The sequence below is a fragment of the Nocardia sp. CA-107356 genome, from assembly GCF_050946365.1.
In the GTDB taxonomy this organism is placed as follows: domain Bacteria; phylum Actinomycetota; class Actinomycetes; order Mycobacteriales; family Mycobacteriaceae; genus Nocardia.
Window position 1 is genome coordinate 9,395,098 of record NZ_CP191992.1, and the last position, 23,783, is coordinate 9,418,880.

Consider the following 23,783-nt stretch of genomic DNA (forward strand, 5'->3'; position numbering starts at 1 on the left):
CCACCCCCACGCTTGTCGAACCCCTAGCGCCACCCCACCGACAGCAACTCGTCCAACAGAACCACCTCGGACGACCCCGGCAGCGAGACCCCGGCGGATGATCCTCGCTCGAGCACCACCGCCCGCAGATCCGCGAGCTGGGTCGTATCGATGGCATCCAGCCCGGCCCGATCGGCGATCAGATGCGTCACCCACTCTTCGGCGAGCGACGCACCCAGATCGGTCTCCGCACCCGGTACCACGATCAGACCGGCCCCGGTCGCGCCCGCGACCACCACCTCGAGCAGCGCCGCCGCCGAATCGGAGCGACCGTGTTGGAAGGTGCGTGATTCGAAGGTCAGCCCGGTGCGGATGCGCAAGCGGTCCGCCGCGGTCGCCACTTCGTCATAGCTCATCCGCTCCCCGGTCGCCGCGATGACGAGGGCCGGATCGGACCCGCTCAACACCTCGGTCCGATTCGCGTGGTTGACCGGTCGCGACGACTGCGCGGCAATATCGGCGCTGATCGCGGGATCGTCGAGCCGCAGCCATTCGACGCCGTCACCGCCGACCGGATCGGCACCGGTGGTCAACCCGATCCGCACCGCGGGCCCGGCGGGCATGGCTTCCTCGGCCGAGGCGAGCAGCACCAGCGCCGCGCCCGCCTTGAGCACCGCCCAGGCCGCCACCGCCCAGTCGGCACCACGATCCAACCGGATCGCGACACCGGTGCCCGGTCCGCAGCCGTATCCGATCAGCACCCTGGCCAGCCGCGACGATTGGGCGTCGAGGTCCCGATACGGCATTTCCTGCTCGCCCCACACCAGTGCTGGTGCGTCCGGATCGTCCTCCATCGCGGCGGTCAGCAGGTGGGTCAGCTCGGTGCCGCCAGTGGATGCGTCGGCCTGCGCGGCACCGCCCGCGGTCAGCGCTTCGTCCCGCTCGTCGGCGTCGAGAATATCGATGCCGCCGATGCGCGCCCCCGAATCCGCGACCACCGCGGCCAGAATGCGCTCCAACATGCGCCCGAGCCCACGCACCGTCGATTCCTCGAAAAGGTCGGTGGCATAGGTGAATACGATGACCAGCTCACCGGGCGTTCCGTCCGCGAGCCGACGCGGTTCGACGACCACCTGCAGATCGAATTTCGCGGCGATCTCGCCCGCATCCAAGGCCGCGACGGTCAGCTCCGGCAGTTCCAGACCGGGCTGTTCCAGATTCTGGAAGGCCAGCATCACTTGGAACAGCGGATGCTGCGACGCCGCACCCCGGCCGGGCGCGACCGCCTCGACCACCCGCTCGAACGGCAGGTCCGCATGCGCGAACGCGGTCAGATCCGTCGCACGCGTCCGCTCGACGAGCTCGTCGAAGGCCATGCCACGGTCAACCGCGGTGCGCAAGGTCAGTGTGTTGACGAACATGCCGACCAGATCGTCCAGCGCCCGCTGACCGCGACCGGCGATCGGCGTGCCGATCGCGATATCCGAACCGCCCGACAGCCGGGCGAGCAGTACCGCCAGTGCGGCGTGCACCACCATGAACAGCGAGGATCGGTGCTCGCGCGCGATATGGACGAGACCTTCGTGCACCCCGGCGGATACGGTCCAGCCGACCGAGGCACCACGACCCGACGGTGCTGGCGGGCGTTGGCGATCCAGCGGCAGCACCTGTGCCGTCGACAGTCCGGAAAGCTGCTCGCGCCAGTACGCCAATTGCCGTGCGGCCACCGAGTTTTCCTCGTCATCGGTACCGATGACCGCGCGCTGCCAGAGCGCGAAATCCGCATACTGCACCGCGAGCGGTGACCACCCGGGCGCAGTGCCGCCGATGCGGGCGAGATAGGCGGTCACCAGATCCCGGGCCAGCGGCGCGAGGGAGGCGCCGTCGGCCGAAATGTGGTGCACGACAACGACAAGTACGTGCTCGTCGGCCGCGACATCGGCCAGCAGCCGAGCCCGCACCGGCGCCTGTTCGGTGACATCGAATCCGGCCGATGTCAGCTCGACGACCCGACCGAGGATATCGGCGGTGTGCTCGACTTCGAGTCCGCCGGGCAGCACCTCGGCGGCGGGCAATATCTCCTGATACGCCTGCCCGCCGGTGCCCGCCGTCGGGAACCGGGTGCGCAGCGCTTCGTGCCGTACCAGCACGTCCTCGACGGCCCGGCGCAGCGCCGCGATATCGAGCGCGCCGGTCAGCCGGATCGCGAAGGGCAGGTTGTACGCCGGGGACCGCGGGTCGATCCGGTTGAGCACCCACATCCGTTGCTGGGCAAGGGAAAGCGGCACCCGTCCAGGTCGTTCGGCCCGGGTCAGCGGCAGGCGGGCGGCAGCGTCGCGGCCGCTGCCGGGGACGATCCCGGCCGCCAATGCGGTGACCGTGGAGGTCTCGAACAGGTCGCGCACCGCGACATTCGTATCGAGCGCATCGTTGATCCGCGCGACGACCCGGGTGGCCAGCAGCGAATTACCGCCCAGCGCGAAATAGTCGTCGTCGAGACCGACCCGCTCGACACCGAGCACCTCGGCGAAGACGGCCGCGACGATCTCCTGCACAGGAGTGATCGGAGCGCGGAACTCGCGCGCGGTGAATGTCGGAGCGGGCAGCGCCTTACGATCCAGCTTGCCGCTGGTGTTCAGCGGGAAGGCGTCCAGCACCACGACGGCGGCCGGAACCATGTACGTCGGAAGCACTTCGGCCACCGCGGTCAGCAATTCCTGCGGCTCGACCCGCTGTCCCGGGAGCGGCACCACATACCCGACCAGCTGATCACCTGTCGGGGTGACTACGGCCACCGCCTGACTGACCGCACGCTGGGCGAGCAGCGCCGTTTCGATCTCACCGAGTTCGATGCGCTGGCCACGGAACTTCACCTGGAAGTCGGTGCGGCCCAAGTACTCCAACCTGTGCGGGCGCTCACGCCAGACGACGAGGTCACCGGTGCGGTACATCCGCGCACCCGAGGTGAACGGATCGGCGATGAAGCGGTCCGCCGTCAGATCAGGTCGGGTGACATAGCCGCGCGCCAGCTGGGTGCCTGCCAAATACAGCTCACCGACGACACCGGCCGGCACCGGCCGCAATCGTGAATCCAGCACGTAGACCCGAGAGTTCCACTGCGGCAGGCCGATCGGCACACTGGTCTGCTCGACCGCCTGCGCCCGCCATGCGGTCACCGATACCGCGGCCTCGGTCGGCCCGTACAGGTTGTGCACGGCCGCATCCGAGACCGCGCGCAGTGCGCTCACCGTCTCCGGCGGCAGTGCCTCGCCGATCACGAAGACCTCGCGCAACGTCGGACAGGATCCGGACCTCAGGTGCGCGGCGAATACGGTCAGCATCGACGGCACGAAGTCGGTGACGGTAACGCGTTGCGCGGCAATCATTTCCGCGAGATAGGCCGGATCGCGGTGACCCTCGGGCGTGGCGACCACCAGCTTCGCACCGGCCCGCAGCGGCATGAAATACCCCCACAGCGATACGTCGAACGTGGTGGCGGTCTTCTGTAGGTACACATCATCGGGACCGAGTGGGTAGTGCGCGAGCATCCACTCGATCTGGTTGTCGATGGCCGCGTGGGTGACCGCAACACCTTTCGGGCGGCCGGTGGATCCCGAGGTGAAGATGACGTAGGCCGGGTTGTGTTGCGATACCGGTCGCCGTAGCTCCCGCGCCGCCACCGGAATTCCCGAGAATGCCCCCAGCTCGACGGTATCCAGGTACACAACCGGGATATCGTCGGAGACCACAGCGATATCCGAGGTCGTCAGCACGCACAGGGGTGCGGCCGTGTCGAGGATGTGCGCGATCCGCTCCCGTGGGTGATCCGGATCCAACGGCACGTACGCGCCACCGGCGGTGACAATCGCATACATGCCGACCACCAGGTCGACCGAACGCCGAACCGCCAGTCCCACCAGGGATTCCGCGCCGACACCGCGCTGGATCAACAGTCGCGCGAGCCGGTTGACGCGCTCGTCGAATTCCCGATAGGTGAGTTCGGTCCCCTCGTAGGCCACCGCGACCGCATCCGGATACGCCAGCGCGGCACGTCGATACCCGTCGAGCAAGAGTTCCGGAGCAACCGGGTGCGCGGTGTCGTTCCGATCCCGCAGGATTCGCTGCCGCTCCGCGGGCGCCAGCAACTCGATCTCCCCCACCGCCCGGTGCGGATCGTCGGCCACGGTGGCGAGCACCCGGTTCAGGCGCTGCGCGAAGCCCGCCACGGTTGTCTCGTCGAAAAGATCGGTGGCATAGGTGAACGACGCCGCCAGACCGTTCGCCGCGCCATTGTCCTCGCGTGGCACCACGGTCAGTTCGAGGTCGAACTTCGCCTGCACCACACCGAGATCGATGCCCGATACGGTCAGTCCGGGCAGTTCCAGCTCCGGCTGGGGCATGTTCTGGAAGGTCAACATCACCTGGAACAGCGGATGCCGCGCCATCGACCGCGCCGGATCGAGCAGTTCGACCAGTCGCTCGAATGGCACGTCGGCATGTCCGAAGGCCGCGATATCGGCGCGCCGGAAGGTGCGTAGCAACTCGTCGAACGACAGTTCGGGATCGACATCGCCGCGCAGCACCAGCGTATTGACGAACATCCCGATCACATTGTCGAGCGCGGTCTCCCCGCGCCCGGCAATAGGGGTGCCGACGGCGATATCGGTGGTTCCGGCCAGTCGCGACAGCAGCACCGCCAGCGCGGCGTGCACCACCATGAACAGTGTCGAATTATGGCTCCGCGCGAGCCGGTCGAGCGCCGCATGCACGTCGGCATCGATGTCGAAGGCGACGACCGCACCGCGGCTGGACAACACCGCGGGTCGCGGCCGATCGGTGGGCAGCGCCAATTGTTCGGGCAGTCCGGCCAATTCGGTGCGCCAGAAGCCGATCTGCTGAGCGAGCAGCGATTGCGCATCGTCCTGCGCACCCAGTATCTCCCGCTGCCAGATCGCGTAGTCGGCGTATTGCACCTCGAGTGGTTCCCACTGTGGCCGCGCACCGCCCGCCCGAATCGAATAGGCGGACATCAGATCACGCGCCAGCGGCCCCATGGAGAATCCGTCGGCCGCGATGTGGTGCACCACGCACACCAGCACGTGGTCGGATTCGCCGAGCCGCACCAGTCGCAGGCGAATCGGCGGCGCGGCGCTGACATCGAAACCGGCGACGGCCGCTGCGGTCACCAGCCGAGGCAACTCCGCCGCGGTCGCGGCGGCGATCTCGAGTTCCGGCACCGCGCGGGCGTCGTCGATGGGCAATACCAGCTGGGTGCCAGCACCATCGATCTCCGGGTACACCGTCCGCAATACCTCGTGCCGCAGCACCAGATCGCGCGCCGCGGCCCGCAATGCCTCGATGTCGAGCGCACCGGACAACCGCACCGCGAGCGGAATGTTGTCGACACCGCTGGCCGGATCGAAACGGTTCAGGAACCACATGCGCTGCTGCGCATAGGACAGCGGAATCCGGTCCTGGCGCGGCTGCGCACGCAGGATGTGTCCGGCCGAGGCACCGATATGTGCCGCGACGCGCTGCGCGAGTTGAGCGACGCCGGGTGCCTCGAACACCAACTGCACCGGTACCCGCGTCCCCAATGCGGCACCGATGCGAGCGGCGGCCTGCGCGGCCAATAGCGAGTTACCGCCGAGCGCGAAGAAGTCGTCGTCGACACCGACGCGCGCGACGGTGTCCGATTCGCGGCGCTCCCGGTGCCCTGCGTGGATGCGCGTATCCCCTCCGGTACCCGGCGTCGACGGCCCCCCACCACCAGCCGCCTCCGTGCCCGTCGCGCGCGCCGCGGCACCGTCGGCGAGCAACAGCGTCGCGAACACCTCGGCGACGACCTGCTCCGCCCGCGTCGACGGCGCGCGGAATGCGCGCGACTCGAAGACCGGATCCGGTAGTGCGGCCCGATCCAGCTTGCCCACCGGCGTCAACGGAATCTCGTCGAGCACCACAATGGCCGCGGGCACCATGTACGCGGGCAGCGACCGCTCGAGCGCGGCCACGAGATCGGCGGTATCCACGACGGCCCCGGTGCACGGCAGTACATAGGACACCAGCGCGGTCGCACCGGATGGCAAACTCCGGCCGAGGGTGGCCGCGAAGTCCACATCCGGATGCGCGGTGAGCGCGTTATCGATCTCACCGAGTTCGATCCGCAGGCCGCGAATCTTCACCTGGAAATCGGTGCGGCCCAGATACTCCAGGACGCCGCCGTCGCTGCGCCGCACCAGATCTCCGGTGCGATACAAACGCGCGCCCGGACTATCGGCTTCCGCACCGAACGGGCTGGCCACGAACCTTTCCGTGGTCAGTCCGGGCCGTCCGAGATAGCCCTGCGCGAGCGCGGGTCCGGCCAGATACAGCTCACCGACCACCCCCGATGGCACCGGACGCAGGCGCGAATCCAGCACAAAAGCCGCGACGCCCGCGACAGTGCCGCCGAGGGTGACCGGCGCACCGGGCATCATCTCCCCGGTGGTGACCATGACCGTCACCTCGGTCGGGCCATACGCATTGAAGACGGCCCGCCCATCGCGAGCCCAACGGTCGACGAGTTCGGTGCCCAATTTGTCGCCACCGGCGACCACGACCCGCAGCTCGTCCAGCCCGACCGGATCGACCGATTCCAGCGCACCCGGGGTAATCAGCAGATGTGTCACCCGCTCCCGGCGCAGCAGATCCGCCAGTTCGACACCGCCGAACACCGTCGGCGGCGCGATCACCAGCGTCGCACCCGCCGAGAAGGTGAACAGCAGTTCCATCAGCGAGAAGTCGAAGCTCGGCGAGCTCAGATGGGTGACCCGCGAAGTATCGGTCAGCGCGTACCGCTGCCCGACCGCGGCCAATCCGGCCAATCCGGCGTGCGTCACCACGACGCCCTTCGGCCGACCGGTGGATCCCGAGGTGTAGATGACATAGGCCGGATGCCGTTCATCCAGGCGACGCACCCGATCGGCATAGGAGATCGGCCGTTCGGGCCGGGCGGCGATCCGCGCGGCCATCACCGGATCGTCCAGTTCGATCCAGTCGACCGCGTCGCCGAGCGCCGCCCGATGCGCCGCTGTGGTCAGACCGAGTACGGCGCGGGAATCCGACACCATATGCGCGATCCGCTCCGCGGGATAGGCCGGATCGACCGGAACATAGGCCGCACCCGTCTTCGCGATCGCCCACACCGCGAGGACGGATTCGATCGAGCGGGCCAGTGCGGTGGCGACAATGTCACCAGGGCCGATGCCGCGCGCGATCAGCTCCCTGGCCAGACGCGAGGACGCCTCATCGAATTCGCGGTACGTTAGCTCGCGCTGTTCGGCCGTATCACCCGTCGGGTTGAAGCGGATGGCAACGGCATCGGCGGCGGCGTCGACGGCGGCCGTGAGCAACTGCGCGAACAGTGGGGCGCTGGCTCGGCGGCGACGGCTGGTCCGAACAGATTGACGCGCCCTATCCATCCGAAACCATTCGCCTTTCACATCAAACAAGTCGCAGAGTCGAACTGCCGGACGCGGAATTCCGCCGCCGCGCTCGCTGCTGCGCAACGCAATCGGGTCATCGTGTGGAGGGCTAACCTTCCGCAATCACGAAGGCGTACTGCTACCTCCGAATCTGTTGCGACACAAGCCCTCAAACTTCCCGGGTCATTGATCGTTCAGCATTCGTCCCATGTTGTCCACTCGAGCAGTTCAGTTGCCCGACTACAGCCACCCACGCCTGGTCGCCTGCACACCGGCCTGGAAGCGGGTGCTGGCGCCGAGGCGCTCCAGCAACCGCGCTGTGCGCCGGACCACAGTTCGGCGGGACATGCCGAGTCTGCGCGCGATGGTGTCGTCGGTCGCACCCAAACCCATCAGGGTCAGGATCGCCTTATCCCGTTCGTCGAGCTCATCCGCCGCCGGATTCACCGAAATCGGTGCGGCCAGCGACCACAGCACGTCGAAGGTCTTCACCAGCAGCCGCAGTCCCGGCGATCCGGTGATGCGCAGCCCCATCGGATCCGGCCGCCGCTCATCCGCGTGCAGCACCAGGCTGGCCCGTTCATCGTCGCTGATGATCAGTTTGAAGGGCGGTTCGGGCAGCGTACGCGCCTGGGCACCACTGGCATTCGTGGACAGCGCGTGCCGTAAGCGCTCCGCATCCTGGTAGATGGTGTCCTGGTAGAGCGTCTGATATTTGATGCCGTCGCCGATCCGAGCGCGCTTTAGCAGGAATAACTGCCGCTCGCGTTCCGGCTCACTGAGGTAGGGGCCACGTTCGATCACCTTGACGCTGGTGCGGGCCGAGGTCTGCACTTCTTCGAAATCCGCCAGCATCTCCAGGCGTTCGAAGACCGGAACGATCGCGCCATTGGTGCGCGGTGAGCGCCGCACCGATCGGAAGGTCTCGCTGAGCCGCGCCGCCGCGGCATGCATCTGGTTGATCTCGTGCTGCCTGCGCCGCGCCTCGGCCTCCGACAGCGATTCGGGCGCGTGCGCGTCCCAGATGGCCTCGCCATCGGCGGACAGCTGGCTGACCGCGGCCTGCAGCCCGGTCAGCACCTCGAGCGACGCGGACGCGGCCTCGGTCGAGATATCGAGATATCGAGCGATCTCGGCCAGACTGGATCGCGGATGATGCACCAGCACGGCGTAAGTGCGCCCATGCGGTGATCCAGGCTCGAAGATATCGCCAAGCGCGGTCACGGCCCGAGCCTAACGACCGTCCGGTCGCCGCGGGGGCCTTGCGAATGTCGGAATCTCAAGCCGGGCAACAAAATCAGTGCGCCGACGGGCCCCATTGCAGCGGGACACCCTTGGCGGCCAAGTACGGCATCGGATCGACCTTACTGCCGCCCTGATCCCAAATCTCCAGGTGCAGATGCGGGCCCGTCGAATTGCCGCGGTTGCCGACGGTGGCGATGACATCGCCCGCGTTCACCCGCTGACCCTCGTGCACGAACATCTCGTTCACGTGGCCGTAGACCGCGACGGTGCCGTCGTCCTGCTGGACCCGCACCCAGAGACCGAAGCCGGAGGCCGGGCCCGCCTCGATCACGGTGCCGTTGCTCACCGAGTGGATGGGCGCGCCGAGCTGATCGGCGAAGTCGAGGCCGTAGTGGAATTCGCCCCAGCGCGAACCGAATCCGGAGCTGATCTCACCGGCGACCGGGCGCACCGCGGCGGCCGGGGCGATCTGCTGCTGCGCGCCCTTGAGGATCTGTTCGACCTGGGCCAGCGGGCCCGCGATCTCCGGCGGCAGACCGCCGATGCCGAACGGGTTGGCGACCGGAGCCGCGATCGGCGCGGCCACCTGAGTGGCGACGGCCTGCGCGGCCTCGGCGACCGGAGCCGCGGCCTTGACCTCTTCGACGGGCAGCTCCGCCGTGCCCTTGAACGTGATGGGCGCGGCGGCTTCCTCGTCCCCGTCGTGCGCACCCGGCAGCAGCGGGGCGGCAATGGCCGGAGCGACCTGGGCGGCGGTGCCGATGAGGGCACCAGCGGCGACCGCGACACCGGCCGCGACCTTCACCCGATCGGTGGTCGACGACTGGGCGCGATGCCGCGTCGGCCGACCCGCAACGCCGTCACCCATCAGGCTCATGACGGTTATGGAACTGGGGCCTACCCGATGCTGCGACAAAGCTGGTCCTAGCGCTCGACCTACACTGGCTCAACGGATTCCGAGTCGGTACCGACCGTTTTCGTAACGATTCGCCGGTTCCGAACTATGTAACGTTTCGGTATCTGTTGTGACGGGAACTCTACCCCGTCGTGACCATTCCGCAACCTTCTAGGCCAAAGTCCCTGTTTAGGGGCTGGTCAGGCGCCTGGGTGGAGGTCACAGCGTCGTGATTTTCGAGCGACCCGCGCCGGTCGCCAGCGATGGCCGATGGGCCAGACTGAGATCCATGATCCTCGACGACTCGAGCGTTCCGATCGTGCTGGCGCCGATGGCGGGCGGACCGTCCACTCCCGAGTTGACCGCGGCGGTTTCCGCGGCGGGCGGACTCGGACTGCTGGCCGCCGGATATCTGACCGTCGCCGATACCGCGGCAAAACTCGCGGCCACGCGCGAACTCACCAGCGCGCCGTTCGGGGTGAACCTCTTCACCCCGGGGCCCGCCGCACCGCCCGAGGTTTTCGCCGACTACCTGGCCGAGGTGGGTCGCACCCATGAGCTCGGCACGCCGAAGTACGACACCGACGACTGGGACGCGAAGCTGGCGCTGCTCGTCGACACGCCGGTCGCGGTGGTCACCTTCACCTTCGGCTGCCCCAGCGCGGCGGAAATCGCTCGGTTGCACGCGGCCGGTTCGGAGGTGTGGGTGACGGTCACCTCGGCCGCCGAGGGCCGGATCGCAGTCGAGGCGGGCGCCGATGTGCTCATCGCCCAGGGCGCGGAGGCGGGCGGGCACCGCGCCACCTTCGTCGACAGTGTCACCGATGACGTCACCGATCCACTCGGACTGCTCGCCCTGCTGCAACTTCTCACCGCCGCCGTTGACCGGCCGATCGTGGCCACCGGCGGCATCACCACGGGCGCTGGCATCGCGGCAGCACTCGCGGCGGGCGCGGCGGCCGTCCAACTCGGCACCGTCTTCCTGCGCTGTCCGGAGGCGGGCACCAATCCGGTGCACCGCGCCGCACTCGGCACCGACACCCCCACGATGCTGACCCGCGCCTTCACCGGCCGCCGAGCGCGTGGCCTGCGCAATCGGTTCATGGACGAATACTCGGCGCTCGCACCGGCCGCCTACCCGGAAATCCATTACGCCACAGCGCCGTTGCGGGCCGCCGCACGAGCGGCGGGCGACCCGGACGAAGTGAACCTGTGGGCCGGCCAGACCCACGAGCTGACACCCGAGCTACCGGCTGGTGAACTGGTGGGCAAGTTGGCGGCGGATGCGAAAACCGCGCTGACCACAGCACTTTCGGGACGAATCCAGTCTTGTTGACAACAGTTTCCGATTAGAATCGAGGGGCATCGCAACAGCCATCCACGTCAGGAGAGCGCTATGTCCCTCGATGTTCCCACCGCCCTACTCGAACGCGCCGAACGCGGCGAGGTCGACGACGCCGACTTCGTCGAGGTTGTCCGGGTCTCCCTTCCGTACGCCTGGGAGGTCGTCAGCCGGGTGGCCGGTGAGCTGCATTCCGGCACAGCCGAATTCGCCGACAATATCGCTGCGCCGCCCGATGAGGTGGCCCGCGGACAACTGCTGCGCGCCATGGCCTCCGACGCCATCCGCGGCGGCCTCGAACGCCACTTCAACGTGAAACTCGCCTTCCAGAACTGCCACCGAGTAGCGGCCTTCCCGCTGTCGGCGGTCGGCAGCGACACCTACTCCACCTTCATCGGGACTCGCGCCCAACTGTTGAACCAGAGCCCGGAACTCCGCAACTGCTGATCAGCACCACGAAACCGCGGCGCGGCACGGACTTTCCGGCCGCGCCGAGGTGCTGCTGGACAGCCGACGCTCCCACCGGATGGGCAGTGACGCGCGTAATGTGAACGTGCATGAGCAGCAACGATCTTCGTGACGAGGTCGACCGGCGGCTGAATCCTTGGCTGCCTCAACTCGGTTCGGATCGCGTGGCCTATACCCATCACACGCTGCGGGTGCTGGAGCTGTGCGACCTCCTTGCCGCTGACTCGGTGTCCTTGCCGAGCACCCGTGAGGAGTACTTGACAGCTGCGGCCTTTCACGACCTGGGTATCTGGACGGCGGGCACATTCGACTACCTGGCGCCCTCCGCCGACCTGGCCCTGCAGTGGCTCGACCAGATCGATCGCGCCGACTTGGCCGACCTGGTCGTCGCAATGATCGACCAGCACCACAAGATTCGCCCCGCGGGCGACAGTACCGACCCGATCGAGATCTTCCGCCGAGCAGACGCGATCGACGTCGAGTACGGCCTACTCGGCCGCTTCGGCGTACCACGCTCGACCTACCGCGAGTTGGCGAAGCGCTACCCCGACAAGGGCTTCCACCGCCGGTTGGCGCAACTGGCGGCGAAGCGGATCCGAACCAACCCCACGTCACCACTGCCCATGCTGAAGTGGTGACGCGGGGCCGGTCGTTCAGGACAGGTGGGTGACCGTGAGGTCGCCGTCGGCGTACTGCGCGCGCAGCCGCTTCTTATCGAATTTGCCGACGCTCGTCTTGGGCACCTCCGCGATGAAGGTCCATCGTTCCGGCAGTTGCCATTTGGCGAATTTGTCGGCGAGGAATTCGCGCAGCTCCTCGGGTTTGACCTCGGCGCCATCGGTGAGCACGATGGCGACGAGGGGGCGCTCGTCCCACTTCTCGTCGGGCACACCGATGACCGCGGCCTCGGCGACGGCCGGATGGCCCATGACCGCGTTCTCCAGATCCACCGAGGAGATCCATTCGCCGCCGGACTTGATGACGTCCTTGGAACGGTCGACCAGGGTGAGGTAGCCCTCCGCGCTGATCTTGCCGACGTCACCGGTGCGCAGCCAGCCATTGTCGAATTTATCGGGGTCGATCTGCGCGCCGTCCGGGGAGTAGTACGAGCCGGTGATCCAGGGGCCGCGAACCTCCAACTCGCCCAGGGATGCTCCGTCATTGGGGACCACACTGCCGTCATCGCCGACCAGGCGCGCCTGCACGCTGGCGGGGAAACGGCCCTGCGAGAAGCGGTACTCCCATTCGTCTTCGCCGGTCACTCCGGCGGGCGGGTGGGCGACGCTGCCGAGCGGGGAGGTCTCGGTCATACCCCAGGCGTGCAGGATTCGGACGCCGTGCTTTTCCTGGAAGGCGCGCATCATCGACGGCGGCACCGCCGAACCACCGACGACCACCGAACGCAGATGGGAGATGTCCTGCGAGTTCGCGGCCAGTCCGGCGAGCACACCGCCCCAGATGGTCGGGACCGCGGCGGCGAAGGTGGGCTTTTCCGACGCCATCATCTCCAGCAGCGGGCCGGGCTGCAGGAAGCGGTCGGGCATGAGAACGTTCGCGCCGGACATCAGCGCCGCATAGGGCAGACCCCAGGCGTTGGCGTGGAACAGCGGAACGATGGCGAGCACGTAGTCGCGATTGGAGAAGCCCATACTGGTCGGCTGGCAGACCTGCATGGCGTGCAGCCAGTTGGAGCGGTGCGAATACACCACGCCCTTGGGGTCACCGGTGGTGCCGGAGGTATAACACATTGCGGCGGCGGATCGTTCGTCGATCACCGGGAAGTCGTAGGTGTCCGGCTGCGCGGCGAGCAGTTCGGTGTAGGAGTGCACCTGGACGCCCTCGGGGGCCTGCAGTGCGGCGGCGTCGCCATTGGCCACGATGACGTGGCGGACGGTCTTCAGATTGGGCAGGTACTGGGCGAACATCGGCACCAGCGTGCCGTCGACGATCACCACCTGATCCTCGGCGTGGTTGGCCACGAAGACGAGTTGCTCCGGGAACAGCCGGATGTTGAGCGCGTGCAGCACCGCACCCATCGCGGGCACCGCGATGTAGGCGACCATATGCTCGTTGTTGTTCCACATGAACGTGCCGACCCGATCGCCGGCACCAATTCCCAAGCCGCGCAACGCATTTGCCAAGCGCGCCGATTCGGCGCCCAGTTCGCGATAGGTCATGGTGCGTACGCCGGTGCCGGTCCAGGTCGAGACGGTGGAATCGCCCATGAACGTCGATGCGTAGCGCAGCAACGTCGCCAGCGACAACGGCTCGTCCTGCATGGTGCTCAACATCGGTACTCCTTTTCTTCGGTGGCTACGTCGGCCTGCCGACCATGAGCCACATCACACCCCGGATGCTACCCAACAGTAGGTCGCCCAGAAGCCCCACCCACAAATCCCATCAGCAGGCAGCTGCCCTCAGTTAGTCGCCCACCCGCGACGTCGCGAGGCGAGTCAAATGGTCGTTCCCACAGGGGGCTCTATGACTCGAATCGACGGAGGTTCAGACCGCGGAGTGGGCGGGGTAGGCATGGACGAGGGCGGTGTCGAGTTTGGGGACGGCGTGGGCAAGGGTGTGTTCGGCGCCGTGGGCCAAGCGGTGGGCCTGGGCGAGGGTGATGGTCGGGGCGACATCCAGTTCGACGTCCGCGTGTAGGCGGTGGCCGATCCAGCGCATCCGGAGGCTGCGCACGCCGAGCACGCCGGGTTCGGCGACCAGCGCCTGTTCGGCGGTGTGCACCAGCGCCGGTTCGACGCCATCCATCAAGCGACGGAACACATCTCGTGCGGCAGATCGCAGCACGGCGAGGATCGCGACGGTAATCAGCAGTCCGACAATCGGATCGGCCAATGGGAAGCCCAGCGCGACACCACCCGCGCCGATCAGCACCGCCAACGAGGTGAATCCGTCTGTCCGCGCATGCAATCCGTCGGCGACCAGTGCGGCCGAGCCGATGCGCCGCCCGACCCTGATCCGATAGAGCGCGACGGTCTCATTGCCGAGGAACCCGATCAGCCCCGCCGCCGCAACCCAGCTCACATGCTGGATCTCAACCGGATCGATCAGCCTGCGCACCGCCTCGTACCCGGCAACGATCGCGGACAACGTGATCATGCCGACTACGAACAATCCCGCCAGATCCTCGGCCCGCCCGAATCCATAGGTATACCGCCGAGTCGCGGCCCGGCGACCGAGTACGAATGCGATCCACAACGGCACCGCCGTCAGCGCATCGGAAAAGTTGTGAATGGTGTCCGCCGCCAACGCGACCGATCCGGACACCACCACGATCAGCACCTGGAGCACAGCGGTCAGCCCGAGCACCACCAGGCTGATCTTCACCGCTCGGATGCCGACAGCACTGGCCTCCAGTGCATCATCGACGCTGTCGGCGGCATCGTGACTGTGCGGCACGAAGATCTCGCGCAGGACGCCGCGTAGACCACCCGGATGATCGTGGTCATGGTCCGCACCGTGCGTATGCCCGTGACCGTGGTCGGCTGCGTGATCGTCGCCGGCCACTCGACCGTCCCCAACGCTCGGAGTATGGCTGTGCGCATGGATATTTCGGACCTCGTCACCGAATGCATCCGAAATGCCGTGCCACCGTCCAGGATTGCGCTCGTGACTCATTCCGACACCGCCTGATCGCGGAACGGCAGTTCACGCACCGCATCGTCGCCGCGATGATGCGCAGGTACGCCGGGGCCCGCATGTTCCGCGTTGTACACCGCGTCAACGACCAACTGACGGACGTGTTCGTTCTCCAGGCTGTAGAAGATCGTGGTACCGGCACGGCGAGTCCGGACCAAACGGGCCATCCGCAGCTTCGACAGATGCTGCGATACCGACGGTCCGGGCTTTCCGATATAGCCGGCCAGATCGTTGACCGACAGTTCCCGGTCCACCAGCGCCCACAGCACCTGCACGCGGGTCGAATCGGCCAGCATCCGGAAGACCTCGACAACCAGCCCGACCTGGTCCTCCGCGAGCGGCGACCGCATTGGATCGCTATCTGCATTCATACGCAGATAATAGATCAGCCGGGCGGGGAACGAAATGGCTCCTTCAGGACCGGTCCAGCGGCGATACCCTGCACGCCCACCGACGAACCGGTCCGCCCGCTTCGAACAGTCAGTACCGCCGAGCCCCCGCATACGGCATCGAGGACATCGGCGACATGATCACACCCGTCCCGTAGGTCGAGGCGTGGATGACCTTGCCGTCACCGGCGTAGAGGGCCGAATGGCCGCCGCCGTAGAAGGACACCACGTCACCGAGCTCGAGCTCGTCCTCGGCGACCGGAGTACCCGCGGACAGCTGCTCATAGCTGGTGCGCGGCACCTTCACCCCGGCCTGCTTATAGGACCACTGCACCAGTCCGGAGCAGTCGAAGGCATCCGGCCCCGTCGCACCCATGCTGTAATCGGTGCCGACCTTGCCGCGCGCGGCGTCGACGGCGATCGCGCCATGGGTCCGCTCCACCGCGGGTGCGGGCGGCGGAGGTGGCCTGATGCCGAGAACATCGGCAAGGAACGCGAGTTGGCTACGGACCACATCGGCGGGCAATGGAATCCCGGTACCCGGAATAGTCGCAGGCACCGATAGGGCCATACCCGGAACCCCGAGGGGCACCGAACGCTCGGAGCCCGGAACCGCCGGGGGCGCTGAACGCTCCGCCCCGGGCACCCCCGGCTGGACCGCAGTCGCCGGCACCGAAAGTTCTATACCGGGCACCGCCAGCGGCACCGAACGCTCCGCACCAGGAACCGCAAGAGGCGCCGACCGCTCGAATCCCAGAACCGCCAGCGGCACCGAGAATTCCACGCCGGGGATCGCGAGCGGCACCGAACGTTCCGCACCGGGCACCGCCAGCGGCACCGAACGCTCCGCAAGAGGCGCCGACGGCGCGAATTTCAATATCGCGAGCGGTACCGAGAATTTCGCGCCCGGAACCGCGAGCGGCATCGAAAGTTCCTTACCCGGAATCACAACTGGCGCAATATCCAAAGGAGCAACGGAATCGCCGATCGCAGGGACCAAAGGCAACATCGAACGCTCGATCCCCAAAACACGCAGCGGCACCGCGAATCCCATACCCGGATTCGCGAGCGGCGCCGAAAGCTCCTTACCCGAAACCACAGCAGGCGCAATACCCAAAGGAGCGACAGAATCGCCGATCGCAGGAACCAAAGGCAACATCGAACGCTCGATCCCCAAAACACGCAGCGGCACCGCGAATCCCATACCCGGATTCGCGAGCGGCGCCGAAAGCTCCTTACCCGAAACCACAGCAGGCGCAATACCAAAAGGAGCGACAGAATCGCCGATCGCGGTAATCAAAGGAAATGCCGAACGCGCGGCTGCCGGAGATCCGAATGGTGCCGAGAGTTGCACACCCGGAACTGACAGGGGCACAGAAAGTTCCGCGCTCGGCACAGGCGATTCCGCGCCCGGAACGGCGAGTGGTGCCGAAAGTTCCTTCCCCAGAACTTCAGCAGGAGCGATTTCAGTAAAAGTGGATTCCGCAACCGCGGGAACCGCAGCGGGCGATGAATGCCCCTCCGTCGGAACCTCGATGCCGGGAACAGCGGTTGGAATCGAAAACTCGTCCGGGATTTCATATGTCCCGATACCCGGGATCGTCAGCGGCTGCGCCGCGGCCTGTCCTCCCGCCAGCAGTGTCGCGGCGATGGCCGCGCCTGCGATGATTCCTGCGCCGACGGCCCAAGGGAGCACGCGCCGCAGGAAGCGAGAATATCGACCCTCCGAAGATGATGCCATGATCCGGTCCTCCGATGCTCGTATCGAAGGTCGTGGCTGGCCGTGCGACGCCGCACTGTTCTGGCGCCCAGGACTTCACCAAGACCTCGAATTGATTCGAAAACCATCACGGTGATCTGTAGTCCAGCGGATCCGATCGCCCATGTTTCGGCAATAATGTCTAATTACTCGGAGCGACACACGAAATCGAGATAACAAAACTGTAACTAAATGAAAATGCCCCATCGCGGAACCACTTTCGCGATGGGGCATTTCGGCAAACAAAACGAGTCACGCGGTGATCTGTTCCTCGATCTGTTCGGCGAGCGTCCGTAGTTTCGCGGCGAATTCGCGCGCCGCCGCCGGATCGTTGTTCGAGCCCTTGACAACTCGTCGCGTCAGCGCGGCGAATCGCGATTCCACCGAGGCGAACAGGTCAATGGTCCGGCCGTTCGTCTCGTCGCGCAGTTCCCCGCGCATCCATGCCTGCAGCAATTCGACCACTTCGGCCTTGTCGAACCGCTCGGGCAGCAACGCGACGGCCTCCCGGAGCTTGCCCGCGGTGACCTTCACGGCATCGGTGCTCGCGATCGTCGTATACACCGTGACAGCGGCATCCTCACCGTGCTGCACCGCGACCGGCAGCAACTCGCGGACCTGGCCCTCATTGATGGCCGGGGCGACCGGATGCAGTTTGGCGGCGAGCGGCCAGGCCCGAATCAGCTTGTGCGCGTACGACCGTTGCATATCCCAGCGCTGCTCGACGTATTCGTCGAAGGTCGCGTGCCGATCGCGGTACAGGCGCCCGTCCCGCACGATCTGCAGCGCCCGCCCGGCCGACCAGAAGGCAACGCGCAGACCGTCGATCGACGATTCGCAGGCCGTCAGCTGCGCTCGCTCCCGATCGTCGAGCGGACCTGCGAACGCGGCTTCGCTCGGCGCGGGCAGCGGCATCGTCAGCACATCCGCACCGGCGGCGGCATCCGCGACGGGTGCGGTCGCGGTCGGTGTGATCACATCCGTGACCGGTGCGATCACATCCAGGGGTACGGCACTCAGCGCGCCCGTGCGCCACTCGGCATCACGCAGTGGCGAAACCGGCGGCGTGTGTTCGGCGCTATCCGCCAACGGATTCACGCCACCGATCGAGCCCTTGCCCACGGATCCGATGGAACCCTTTCTACGCTGTGGAGGCATCAGGCGGGCACCTCCACCGAGGCCTGATACGGGCTCACCAACTCATCGCCGACCTGGAGATACTCCCCCAGGTCCGCGATCGGATTCTCGGCACCGTCGCCGACCTCACCGTCGGCCGCCTCCCGATACCACTTCCACGCGCTCAAATAGGACTCGAATACGTCATAGCCCGCATCCACCAGATTTCCCCGCTGCGTGCGATATTCGGTCGAGACGTTCACGCCCTTCTTCATCGTCACGGGCACCTTGGTCATCAGCACGCGCACCCGGATCTCGCGCCCGCTATCCACCGCGGCCTCCTCCGCGGCCTTGTACGTACTCGGCACACGCTTCACTTCCGAGGGGCTCACGCTGGTCAACAGAATCAATTCATCGCTCTGCGGAATGGCGGCCTTGAATATCTCGGCCGACTCACCTCCGGCGTCGACGATGATCACGTCGTATTTCCCGGCATTGTCGGCGATACAGTCGTTGACGTGCCGCGACGGGAACGCGATCAGCTCGAAGGGCACCCCGATCCCGCCCTTGACCAGCCGCCGATACCAGGAATATCCGGTCTGACTGAGCGGGTCGGCGTCGATTACCAGTACCCGCAATTCATGGACCTGTGCGAAATATGCGGCCAAGAAAAACGACGATGTGGTCTTGCCGACGCCGCCTTTGAGATTTCCCAGCGTTATGACCAGAGGTTCGGGCAGCTCCAGTGACGCAACAGAATTCTTCATGGACAGTCCTCCGAGGGTGAGGAGTGCGGCCTAGCGACTACTTGCATGTCGCTCGAAATTGTCAGCTGTGCGGAGCCAAGTTTTACACAGCGGAGATCAATTTCCGCTGATTGCCGACGCGCCATTTACCGGCGTCGCGTCCGATACGGTGCTGTGTCCAATTGGACACAGGTGACCACCCTGTCGCTACCCGGTACCAACCGGGTAGAACAGGTGACATGCCTGTTGACCGAATGCTGCCGACTCCCGAGGCCCGCGACCTGATCGAGCTCACTCGCGATATCGCCGACAAGGTGCTCGAGCCGCGCGTGGTCGAATCCGAGAAGACCGGAACCTTCCCCGACGGCGTCTTTCCCGCACTCGGCGCGGCCGGGCTGCTGAGTCTGCCGTATCCAGAGGAATTCGGCGGCGGTGATCAGCCCTACGAGGTGTATCTGCAGGTGCTCGAGGAGTTGGCGAGCCGGTGGGCGGCGGTCGCCGTCGCGGTCAGCGTGCACAGCCTGTCCTGCCATCCGCTGTTCACCTTCGGCACCGACGAGCAGAAGCAGCGCTGGCTCGCGACCATGCTCTCCGGCGAGACCGTCGGCGCGTACAGCCTTTCCGAGCCGCACGCCGGATCCGATGCGGCCGCGCTGCGCTGCCGGGCCAGCGCGGTCGAGGGCGGGTATCGGATCAACGGGTCGAAGGCGTGGATCACCAATGGCGGCCGCGCCGACTTCTACACACTCTTCGCCAGGACCGGTGCGGGCTCGCGCGGCATCTCGTGCTTCCTGGTGGCCGCCGATACCGAAGGCCTGAGTTTCGGTAGGCCGGAAGAGAAGATGGGACTGCGCGGTATCCCGACAACCACCGCCGCCTACGACGATGCCTTTTTACCCGTCGAAAGACTGATAGGCGTTGAGGGACAAGGACTTTCGATCGCATTCAGCGCTCTGGATTCGGGGCGGCTCGGCATCGCCGCGGTCGCGACGGGTCTGGCCCAGCGCGCCCTCGACGACGCCGTCGCCTACGCCAAGGAACGAAAAGCCTTCGGCCGCAACATTATTGATCACCAAGGCCTCGGCTTCCTACTTGCCGATATGGCCGCGGCGGTGGATTCGGCGCGCGCGACCTACCTCGACGCCGCCCGCCGCCGCGATGCCGGGCTGCCCTATTCGCGCCAGGCCAGCGTCGCCAAGCTGATCGCCACCGACGCCGCGATGCAGGTCACCACCGACGCGGTGCAGGTGTTCGGCGGCTACGGCTACACCCAGGACTTCCCGGTGGAGCGCTATATGCGTGAGGCGAAGGTCATGCAGATCTTCGAGGGCACCAATCAGATCCAGCGCCTGGTCATCGCCCGCCAACTCGCCGGACAATAGGGGCGGCGGGTCCCCTCCCCGCCGTCGGCTCAGCCGGGTTTCAGCAAGTCCCCAGTAAACTGGGATGACCTGGAACGAGGACGAAAGGGGCGCGAGCGGTGCTGTGGCTACTGATCGGCGTTGTCATTCTGCTGGCGGCGGCCTACGTCGTCTTCCTGACGCAGCAGACCAAACAGCGCGCGGCGCGAGAATTCGACGACGCGGCCGCCGAGGCCAGGCAGATGATCGAACGGCTCGCGGGCCAGGTCTACAACCTCAGCGGTACCAACGAGGCGGCCGAGCAGGCGCTCGCGGACGCCTCGGAACGGCATATCGCGGCCGGATCGCAGATCGAGCAGGCCCGCACACCCGCCCAGGCGCGACTGGCGAAGCAGACCGCGGCCGAGGGCATGTACTACATCCGGGCGGCGCGCATCGCAATGGGCATCGACCCCGGCCCGGTGATTCCGGCACTGGACGGTCAGGACACCGCCGGGCGGGTCACCGAGAAGCGGCTCGTCGAATACGAGGGCCGCGAGGTCGCCGCTTCGCCGAATCCCTCCGCGGAGACACCGAATTACTACCCGGGCGGCCGGGTCGCGGGACGGCCGGTACCGGCGGGCTGGTACTCCGAACCGTGGTGGCGGCCCGCATTGATCGCTGGCGCTTGGGGCTTGGGTTCGGCACTACTGTTCTCGTCGCTGTTCTCCGGAATGTCCGGGGTGGGGTATGACGTGCAGGGGTTCGAAAGCGGCTACGGCGAGGGGTATCAGGACGCGCTCGACGCGGCGGGCGGGGATCAGGGGTACGACTCGGGTGATCAGGGTGGAGACTCCGGCGATCAAGGTGGGTACGACGGGGGTAACGGCGGGTTCGATGGAGGCGGCTTCGACGGCGGGGGCTTCGACGGCGGGGGCTTCGATGGCGGGGGCTTCGATGGAGGCGGATTCGACGGCGGGTTCTGATCGCCTGGCCGTGTGCATGCCTCCCCGGCGCAGCCTCGATCGGCGACTAATTGTCCGCGACATGGACCGAGCATCGCAGGCAGGCCGAAGGAATAGACCGCAGTGCCCGGTTTCCACCTGCGACGCAGGGCTTTCCCACCGGGCAGCCGGTCCACATCGTCGGCGCGGACGGTGATGCGGTCGCCGTAACGGGCCAGCTCGTCCAGGAAAAGCAGCGCGCTTCTCGGACCACATCCCGGCCCGGCCCACCTCCAGCTTGCGTCATACGCAGCGAGCCCGCTGAAACAGACCGAGCCCACACCAGCAGTCTCAGACAGCTTCCCGCTCCTGGTCACCCCAATCCGGGGTCGACCCGATGACGCCCCCATCCAAATCGATGCGGCTCCCACGCACCCGACCCGGTAGACTCCCCGAAGTCCCGATAGGCGCCCCGGCGCCCACCAGACCAGCCCTCGTAGCTCAGGGGATAGAGCACCGCTCTCCTAAAGCGGGTGTCGCAGGTTCGAATCCTGCCGAGGGCACATCAAACATGGGAACGCCAGCGGTGCTGGGTATTTGGTGTCGCTGGCGTTTTCTTGTGATGGCGGTTTTGGCGGTGCGTTGCGCAGCGGCCAGGGTGAAGCCCGAGAGTGTGATGCGGTAGGTCACTCGGTGCTGGAGCTTGTTGTAGCGGATTTCGAGTCGTAGAGCTTCGAATAATGTCCGGGCAAGTTGTTCGGGCATCTGCTCGACGCGGACGTATCCGGTGGGGAGTGATTCGATCAGGTCGGGGTTGGGCATGAGTTGTTGCTCGTCTTCCAGCCCGCTGAGCCGTTCGCGTAGCTGTGTTTGTTGGTCGCGCAGTTCGGCACGGCGGGTGTTGATGTCGCGGATGAGTTCCTGATCGGGTTCATCGACGAGTTCCAGGCTGCGGACGAGTCGTTTCGCTTTGCGGTCGATCTCGGCGATGTCGCGCCGCAGGGCGGCGAGTTTTTCTTCGTGGTCGCGGGCGGCGGCGATGCCGAGATCACGGCCAGCGAGAAGGGTGCGGCGGTAGTCGCTGAAGACGTGGTGGTTGAGGAACTCGTTGAGGTGGTCGATCAGGTGGTCTTCGCGGACGAAGAAGGACCCGCCGGTGGGGTGGCCTTCGGGGATGTAGTTCTTCTTCGGCGCGCACACGTAGTAGAGCGAGGTGCGCCGGGTTTTGCCGAACATGCGTCGGTCGCAGTGGTCACAGGCCAGGTAGGTGCGAAACAGGTAGGAGTGTTTGGTGTCGGGGTGGGTGTTCATCCCGGTGGTGCGGCGGGAGTTGTCGCGCTGGGTGCGTGGTCGCTGTACTGCCAGGAACATGTCGAGGCTGATCAGTGGTTCGTGGGTGGGCTGTTCGGACCATACCCACTGCGAGGGTGGATTGGTTTTGCCGCCGTTGGTTTTCCGTGCGCGGCGGTTCCATACCATGTGTCCGGTGTATTTGGGGTTGCCCAGGATCTCGCGCACGTTCGACATCGTCCAGCGACCGACTGCGCGGCGGGGGTCGACCGGGGTCGGTGGCGGGTTGAGTGACAGGTCGGGGTTGAGGCGGTCGGCGATGGCCTGGAACGACAGTCGTTCCTCGACGCGGTAGGCGAAGATGCGTTGCACGACCGGGGCTTGGTCGGGGTGGGGTTCGAGTACGGTTTTCTTCTGTCCTTTGGCGCGTTTGGCCGGGACGGGGTGGGCGATGAGTTTGGCGCGGTAGCCGTAGCAGGCTTTGCCGATGTTGAATCCTGCCTCGGTGTGGACGGCGTATCCGTCCCAGGATTTCTCCAACAGTTCCAGCACGTAGAACTCGGCGATGCCTTGCTTGACCCTGCGGGTCAGGACCTGGGTGGCTCGTTTCTCTTTCCGGTTACCTGTGTGTTTCAGCCGGAACGGTTCGTCGGCGGCCAGGAGCCGGACCCCGGCGCGTTCGAGACGATGTTCGATATCGGTACCGGTGTAGGTGCGTCGGGCGATGCGTTCGATGGACTCGCACAGCACGTAGTCGAAACGGCGACCCGGTTTCTCGGCTTCGGCCAACAGGTCCGCGATACCGCCGTCGCGGGGCACCGGGATGTCGAACTGCTCGTGCGTGGTGGCGTGACCGCGATCGGCAAGATCCTTGCGCCCGGACTCCACGTCCCAGAAATGTGCGGTGATCACTCCGCCGTCGGGAATCACGAGTCCGCAGTTGCTGAACTGACGCGGGATCGACAACGTCGGGTCCTGCAAATCGGCGGTGGAGGTACGGCCCGCGAACGCGATCCGATACAGCACGTCATCGGCGTCGGCTCGGTAGGGCGAGGACGTCAAGCCGCCTTTTTCTCCTGCCCACTGTCTGAACTGTTCTGGCCCATCTGCCATTTGGTTATCTCCCATAGAATCCGAGCTTGCTGATCGGCGA

At 66.3% G+C, this 23,783-nt stretch carries 15 protein-coding genes, 1 tRNA gene and 1 pseudogene; 7 read left to right on the top strand and 10 right to left on the bottom strand.

Annotation, left to right across the window (positions count from 1 at the left end):
* Positions 1–23: 23 nt before the first annotated feature.
* From ACQP1G_RS42170 to ACQP1G_RS42180, 3 genes are all read right to left on the bottom strand, one after another.
* Entirely contained in the window at positions 24–7,439 is a 7,416-nt protein-coding gene (locus ACQP1G_RS42170; RefSeq protein WP_433195712.1) for an amino acid adenylation domain-containing protein, read from the bottom strand.
* A 243-nt stretch (positions 7,440–7,682) separates the two neighbouring features.
* Positions 7,683–8,666, bottom strand: a complete 984-nt coding sequence (locus ACQP1G_RS42175) for a DNA-binding response regulator (RefSeq protein ID WP_433195714.1) — start codon at positions 8,664–8,666, stop codon at positions 7,683–7,685.
* Positions 8,667–8,739: 73 nt separating this feature from the next.
* Entirely contained in the window at positions 8,740–9,564 is an 825-nt protein-coding gene (locus tag ACQP1G_RS42180) for a M23 family metallopeptidase (RefSeq protein WP_433195716.1), read from the bottom strand.
* A 307-nt stretch (positions 9,565–9,871) separates the two neighbouring features.
* Here ACQP1G_RS42180 and ACQP1G_RS42185 point away from each other — a divergent pair, with 307 nt between their 5' ends.
* From ACQP1G_RS42185 to ACQP1G_RS42195, 3 genes are all read left to right on the top strand, one after another.
* Positions 9,872–10,918, top strand: a complete 1,047-nt coding sequence (locus ACQP1G_RS42185) for an NAD(P)H-dependent flavin oxidoreductase (protein WP_433195718.1) — start codon at positions 9,872–9,874, stop codon at positions 10,916–10,918.
* Positions 10,919–10,978: 60 nt separating this feature from the next.
* Positions 10,979–11,371: an SCO5389 family protein gene (locus tag ACQP1G_RS42190; RefSeq protein WP_433195720.1), complete on the top strand. Its 393-nt coding sequence runs from the start codon at positions 10,979–10,981 to the stop codon at positions 11,369–11,371.
* 110 nt (positions 11,372–11,481) lie between these two features.
* A complete protein-coding gene (locus ACQP1G_RS42195; protein WP_433195722.1) occupies positions 11,482–12,030 on the top strand; it encodes a hypothetical protein in 549 nt (182 codons plus the stop codon).
* 15 nt (positions 12,031–12,045) lie between these two features.
* Here ACQP1G_RS42195 and ACQP1G_RS42200 read toward each other — a convergent pair whose 3' ends face one another.
* The 6 genes from ACQP1G_RS42200 to ACQP1G_RS42225 form a co-directional block, all read right to left on the bottom strand.
* A complete protein-coding gene (locus ACQP1G_RS42200) occupies positions 12,046–13,683 on the bottom strand; it encodes a long-chain fatty acid--CoA ligase (RefSeq protein WP_433195724.1) in 1,638 nt (545 codons plus the stop codon).
* A gap of 211 nt (positions 13,684–13,894) precedes the next feature.
* Positions 13,895–14,914 (bottom strand): cation diffusion facilitator family transporter, encoded by a 1,020-nt coding sequence (locus ACQP1G_RS42205; protein WP_433195726.1) that lies wholly within the window; start codon positions 14,912–14,914, stop codon positions 13,895–13,897.
* Positions 14,915–15,021: 107 nt separating this feature from the next.
* Positions 15,022–15,417, bottom strand: a complete 396-nt coding sequence (locus tag ACQP1G_RS42210; protein WP_433195728.1) for an ArsR/SmtB family transcription factor — start codon at positions 15,415–15,417, stop codon at positions 15,022–15,024.
* Between the two features lie 109 nt (positions 15,418–15,526).
* Complete coding sequence (locus ACQP1G_RS42215; RefSeq protein WP_433195730.1) at positions 15,527–16,684, bottom strand: C40 family peptidase; 1,158 nt, start codon at positions 16,682–16,684, stop codon at positions 15,527–15,529.
* Positions 16,685–17,446: 762 nt separating this feature from the next.
* A complete protein-coding gene (locus ACQP1G_RS42220) occupies positions 17,447–18,316 on the bottom strand; it encodes a hypothetical protein (protein ID WP_433195732.1) in 870 nt (289 codons plus the stop codon).
* A gap of 35 nt (positions 18,317–18,351) precedes the next feature.
* Positions 18,352–19,077: a ParA family protein gene (locus ACQP1G_RS42225; protein WP_433195734.1), complete on the bottom strand. Its 726-nt coding sequence runs from the start codon at positions 19,075–19,077 to the stop codon at positions 18,352–18,354.
* Between the two features lie 218 nt (positions 19,078–19,295).
* On the opposite strand from ACQP1G_RS42225, the gene ACQP1G_RS42230 reads away from it, so the two are divergent.
* The 3 genes from ACQP1G_RS42230 (at position 19,296) to ACQP1G_RS42240 (ending at position 21,903) form a co-directional block, all read left to right on the top strand.
* A complete protein-coding gene (locus ACQP1G_RS42230; RefSeq protein ID WP_433195736.1) occupies positions 19,296–20,438 on the top strand; it encodes an acyl-CoA dehydrogenase family protein in 1,143 nt (380 codons plus the stop codon).
* A 101-nt stretch (positions 20,439–20,539) separates the two neighbouring features.
* A complete protein-coding gene (locus ACQP1G_RS42235) occupies positions 20,540–21,382 on the top strand; it encodes a DUF1542 domain-containing protein (RefSeq protein ID WP_433209299.1) in 843 nt (280 codons plus the stop codon).
* Between the two features lie 448 nt (positions 21,383–21,830).
* Positions 21,831–21,903: transfer RNA gene (locus tag ACQP1G_RS42240), tRNA-Arg, on the top strand.
* Positions 21,904–22,738: 835 nt separating this feature from the next.
* Here ACQP1G_RS42240 and ACQP1G_RS42245 read toward each other — a convergent pair.
* Positions 22,739–23,002, bottom strand: a pseudogene (locus tag ACQP1G_RS42245) (recombinase family protein); the annotation flags it as partial.
* 18 nt (positions 23,003–23,020) lie between these two features.
* Here ACQP1G_RS42245 and ACQP1G_RS42250 point away from each other — a divergent pair.
* Positions 23,021–23,776, top strand: a complete 756-nt coding sequence (locus ACQP1G_RS42250; RefSeq protein WP_433195738.1) for a hypothetical protein — start codon at positions 23,021–23,023, stop codon at positions 23,774–23,776.
* Positions 23,777–23,783 lie beyond the last annotated feature (7 nt).

Bases quoted from the DNA above. Each gene is read 5' to 3' on its own strand.
- ACQP1G_RS42195 (WP_433195722.1), top strand. From the start codon at position 11,482: ATGAGCAGCAACGATCTTCGTGACGAGGTCGACCGGCGGCTGAATCCT.
- ACQP1G_RS42225 (WP_433195734.1), bottom strand. From the start codon at position 19,077: ATGAAGAATTCTGTTGCGTCACTGGAGCTGCCCGAACCTCTGGTCATA.
- ACQP1G_RS42230 (WP_433195736.1), top strand. From the start codon at position 19,296: ATGCCTGTTGACCGAATGCTGCCGACTCCCGAGGCCCGCGACCTGATC.
- ACQP1G_RS42190 (WP_433195720.1), top strand. From the start codon at position 10,979: ATGTCCCTCGATGTTCCCACCGCCCTACTCGAACGCGCCGAACGCGGC.
- ACQP1G_RS42170 (WP_433195712.1), bottom strand. From the start codon at position 7,439: ATGGATAGGGCGCGTCAATCTGTTCGGACCAGCCGTCGCCGCCGAGCC.
- ACQP1G_RS42180 (WP_433195716.1), bottom strand. From the start codon at position 9,564: ATGAGCCTGATGGGTGACGGCGTTGCGGGTCGGCCGACGCGGCATCGC.
- ACQP1G_RS42185 (WP_433195718.1), top strand. From the start codon at position 9,872: ATGATCCTCGACGACTCGAGCGTTCCGATCGTGCTGGCGCCGATGGCG.
- ACQP1G_RS42210 (WP_433195728.1), bottom strand. From the start codon at position 15,417: ATGAATGCAGATAGCGATCCAATGCGGTCGCCGCTCGCGGAGGACCAG.
- ACQP1G_RS42200 (WP_433195724.1), bottom strand. From the start codon at position 13,683: ATGTTGAGCACCATGCAGGACGAGCCGTTGTCGCTGGCGACGTTGCTG.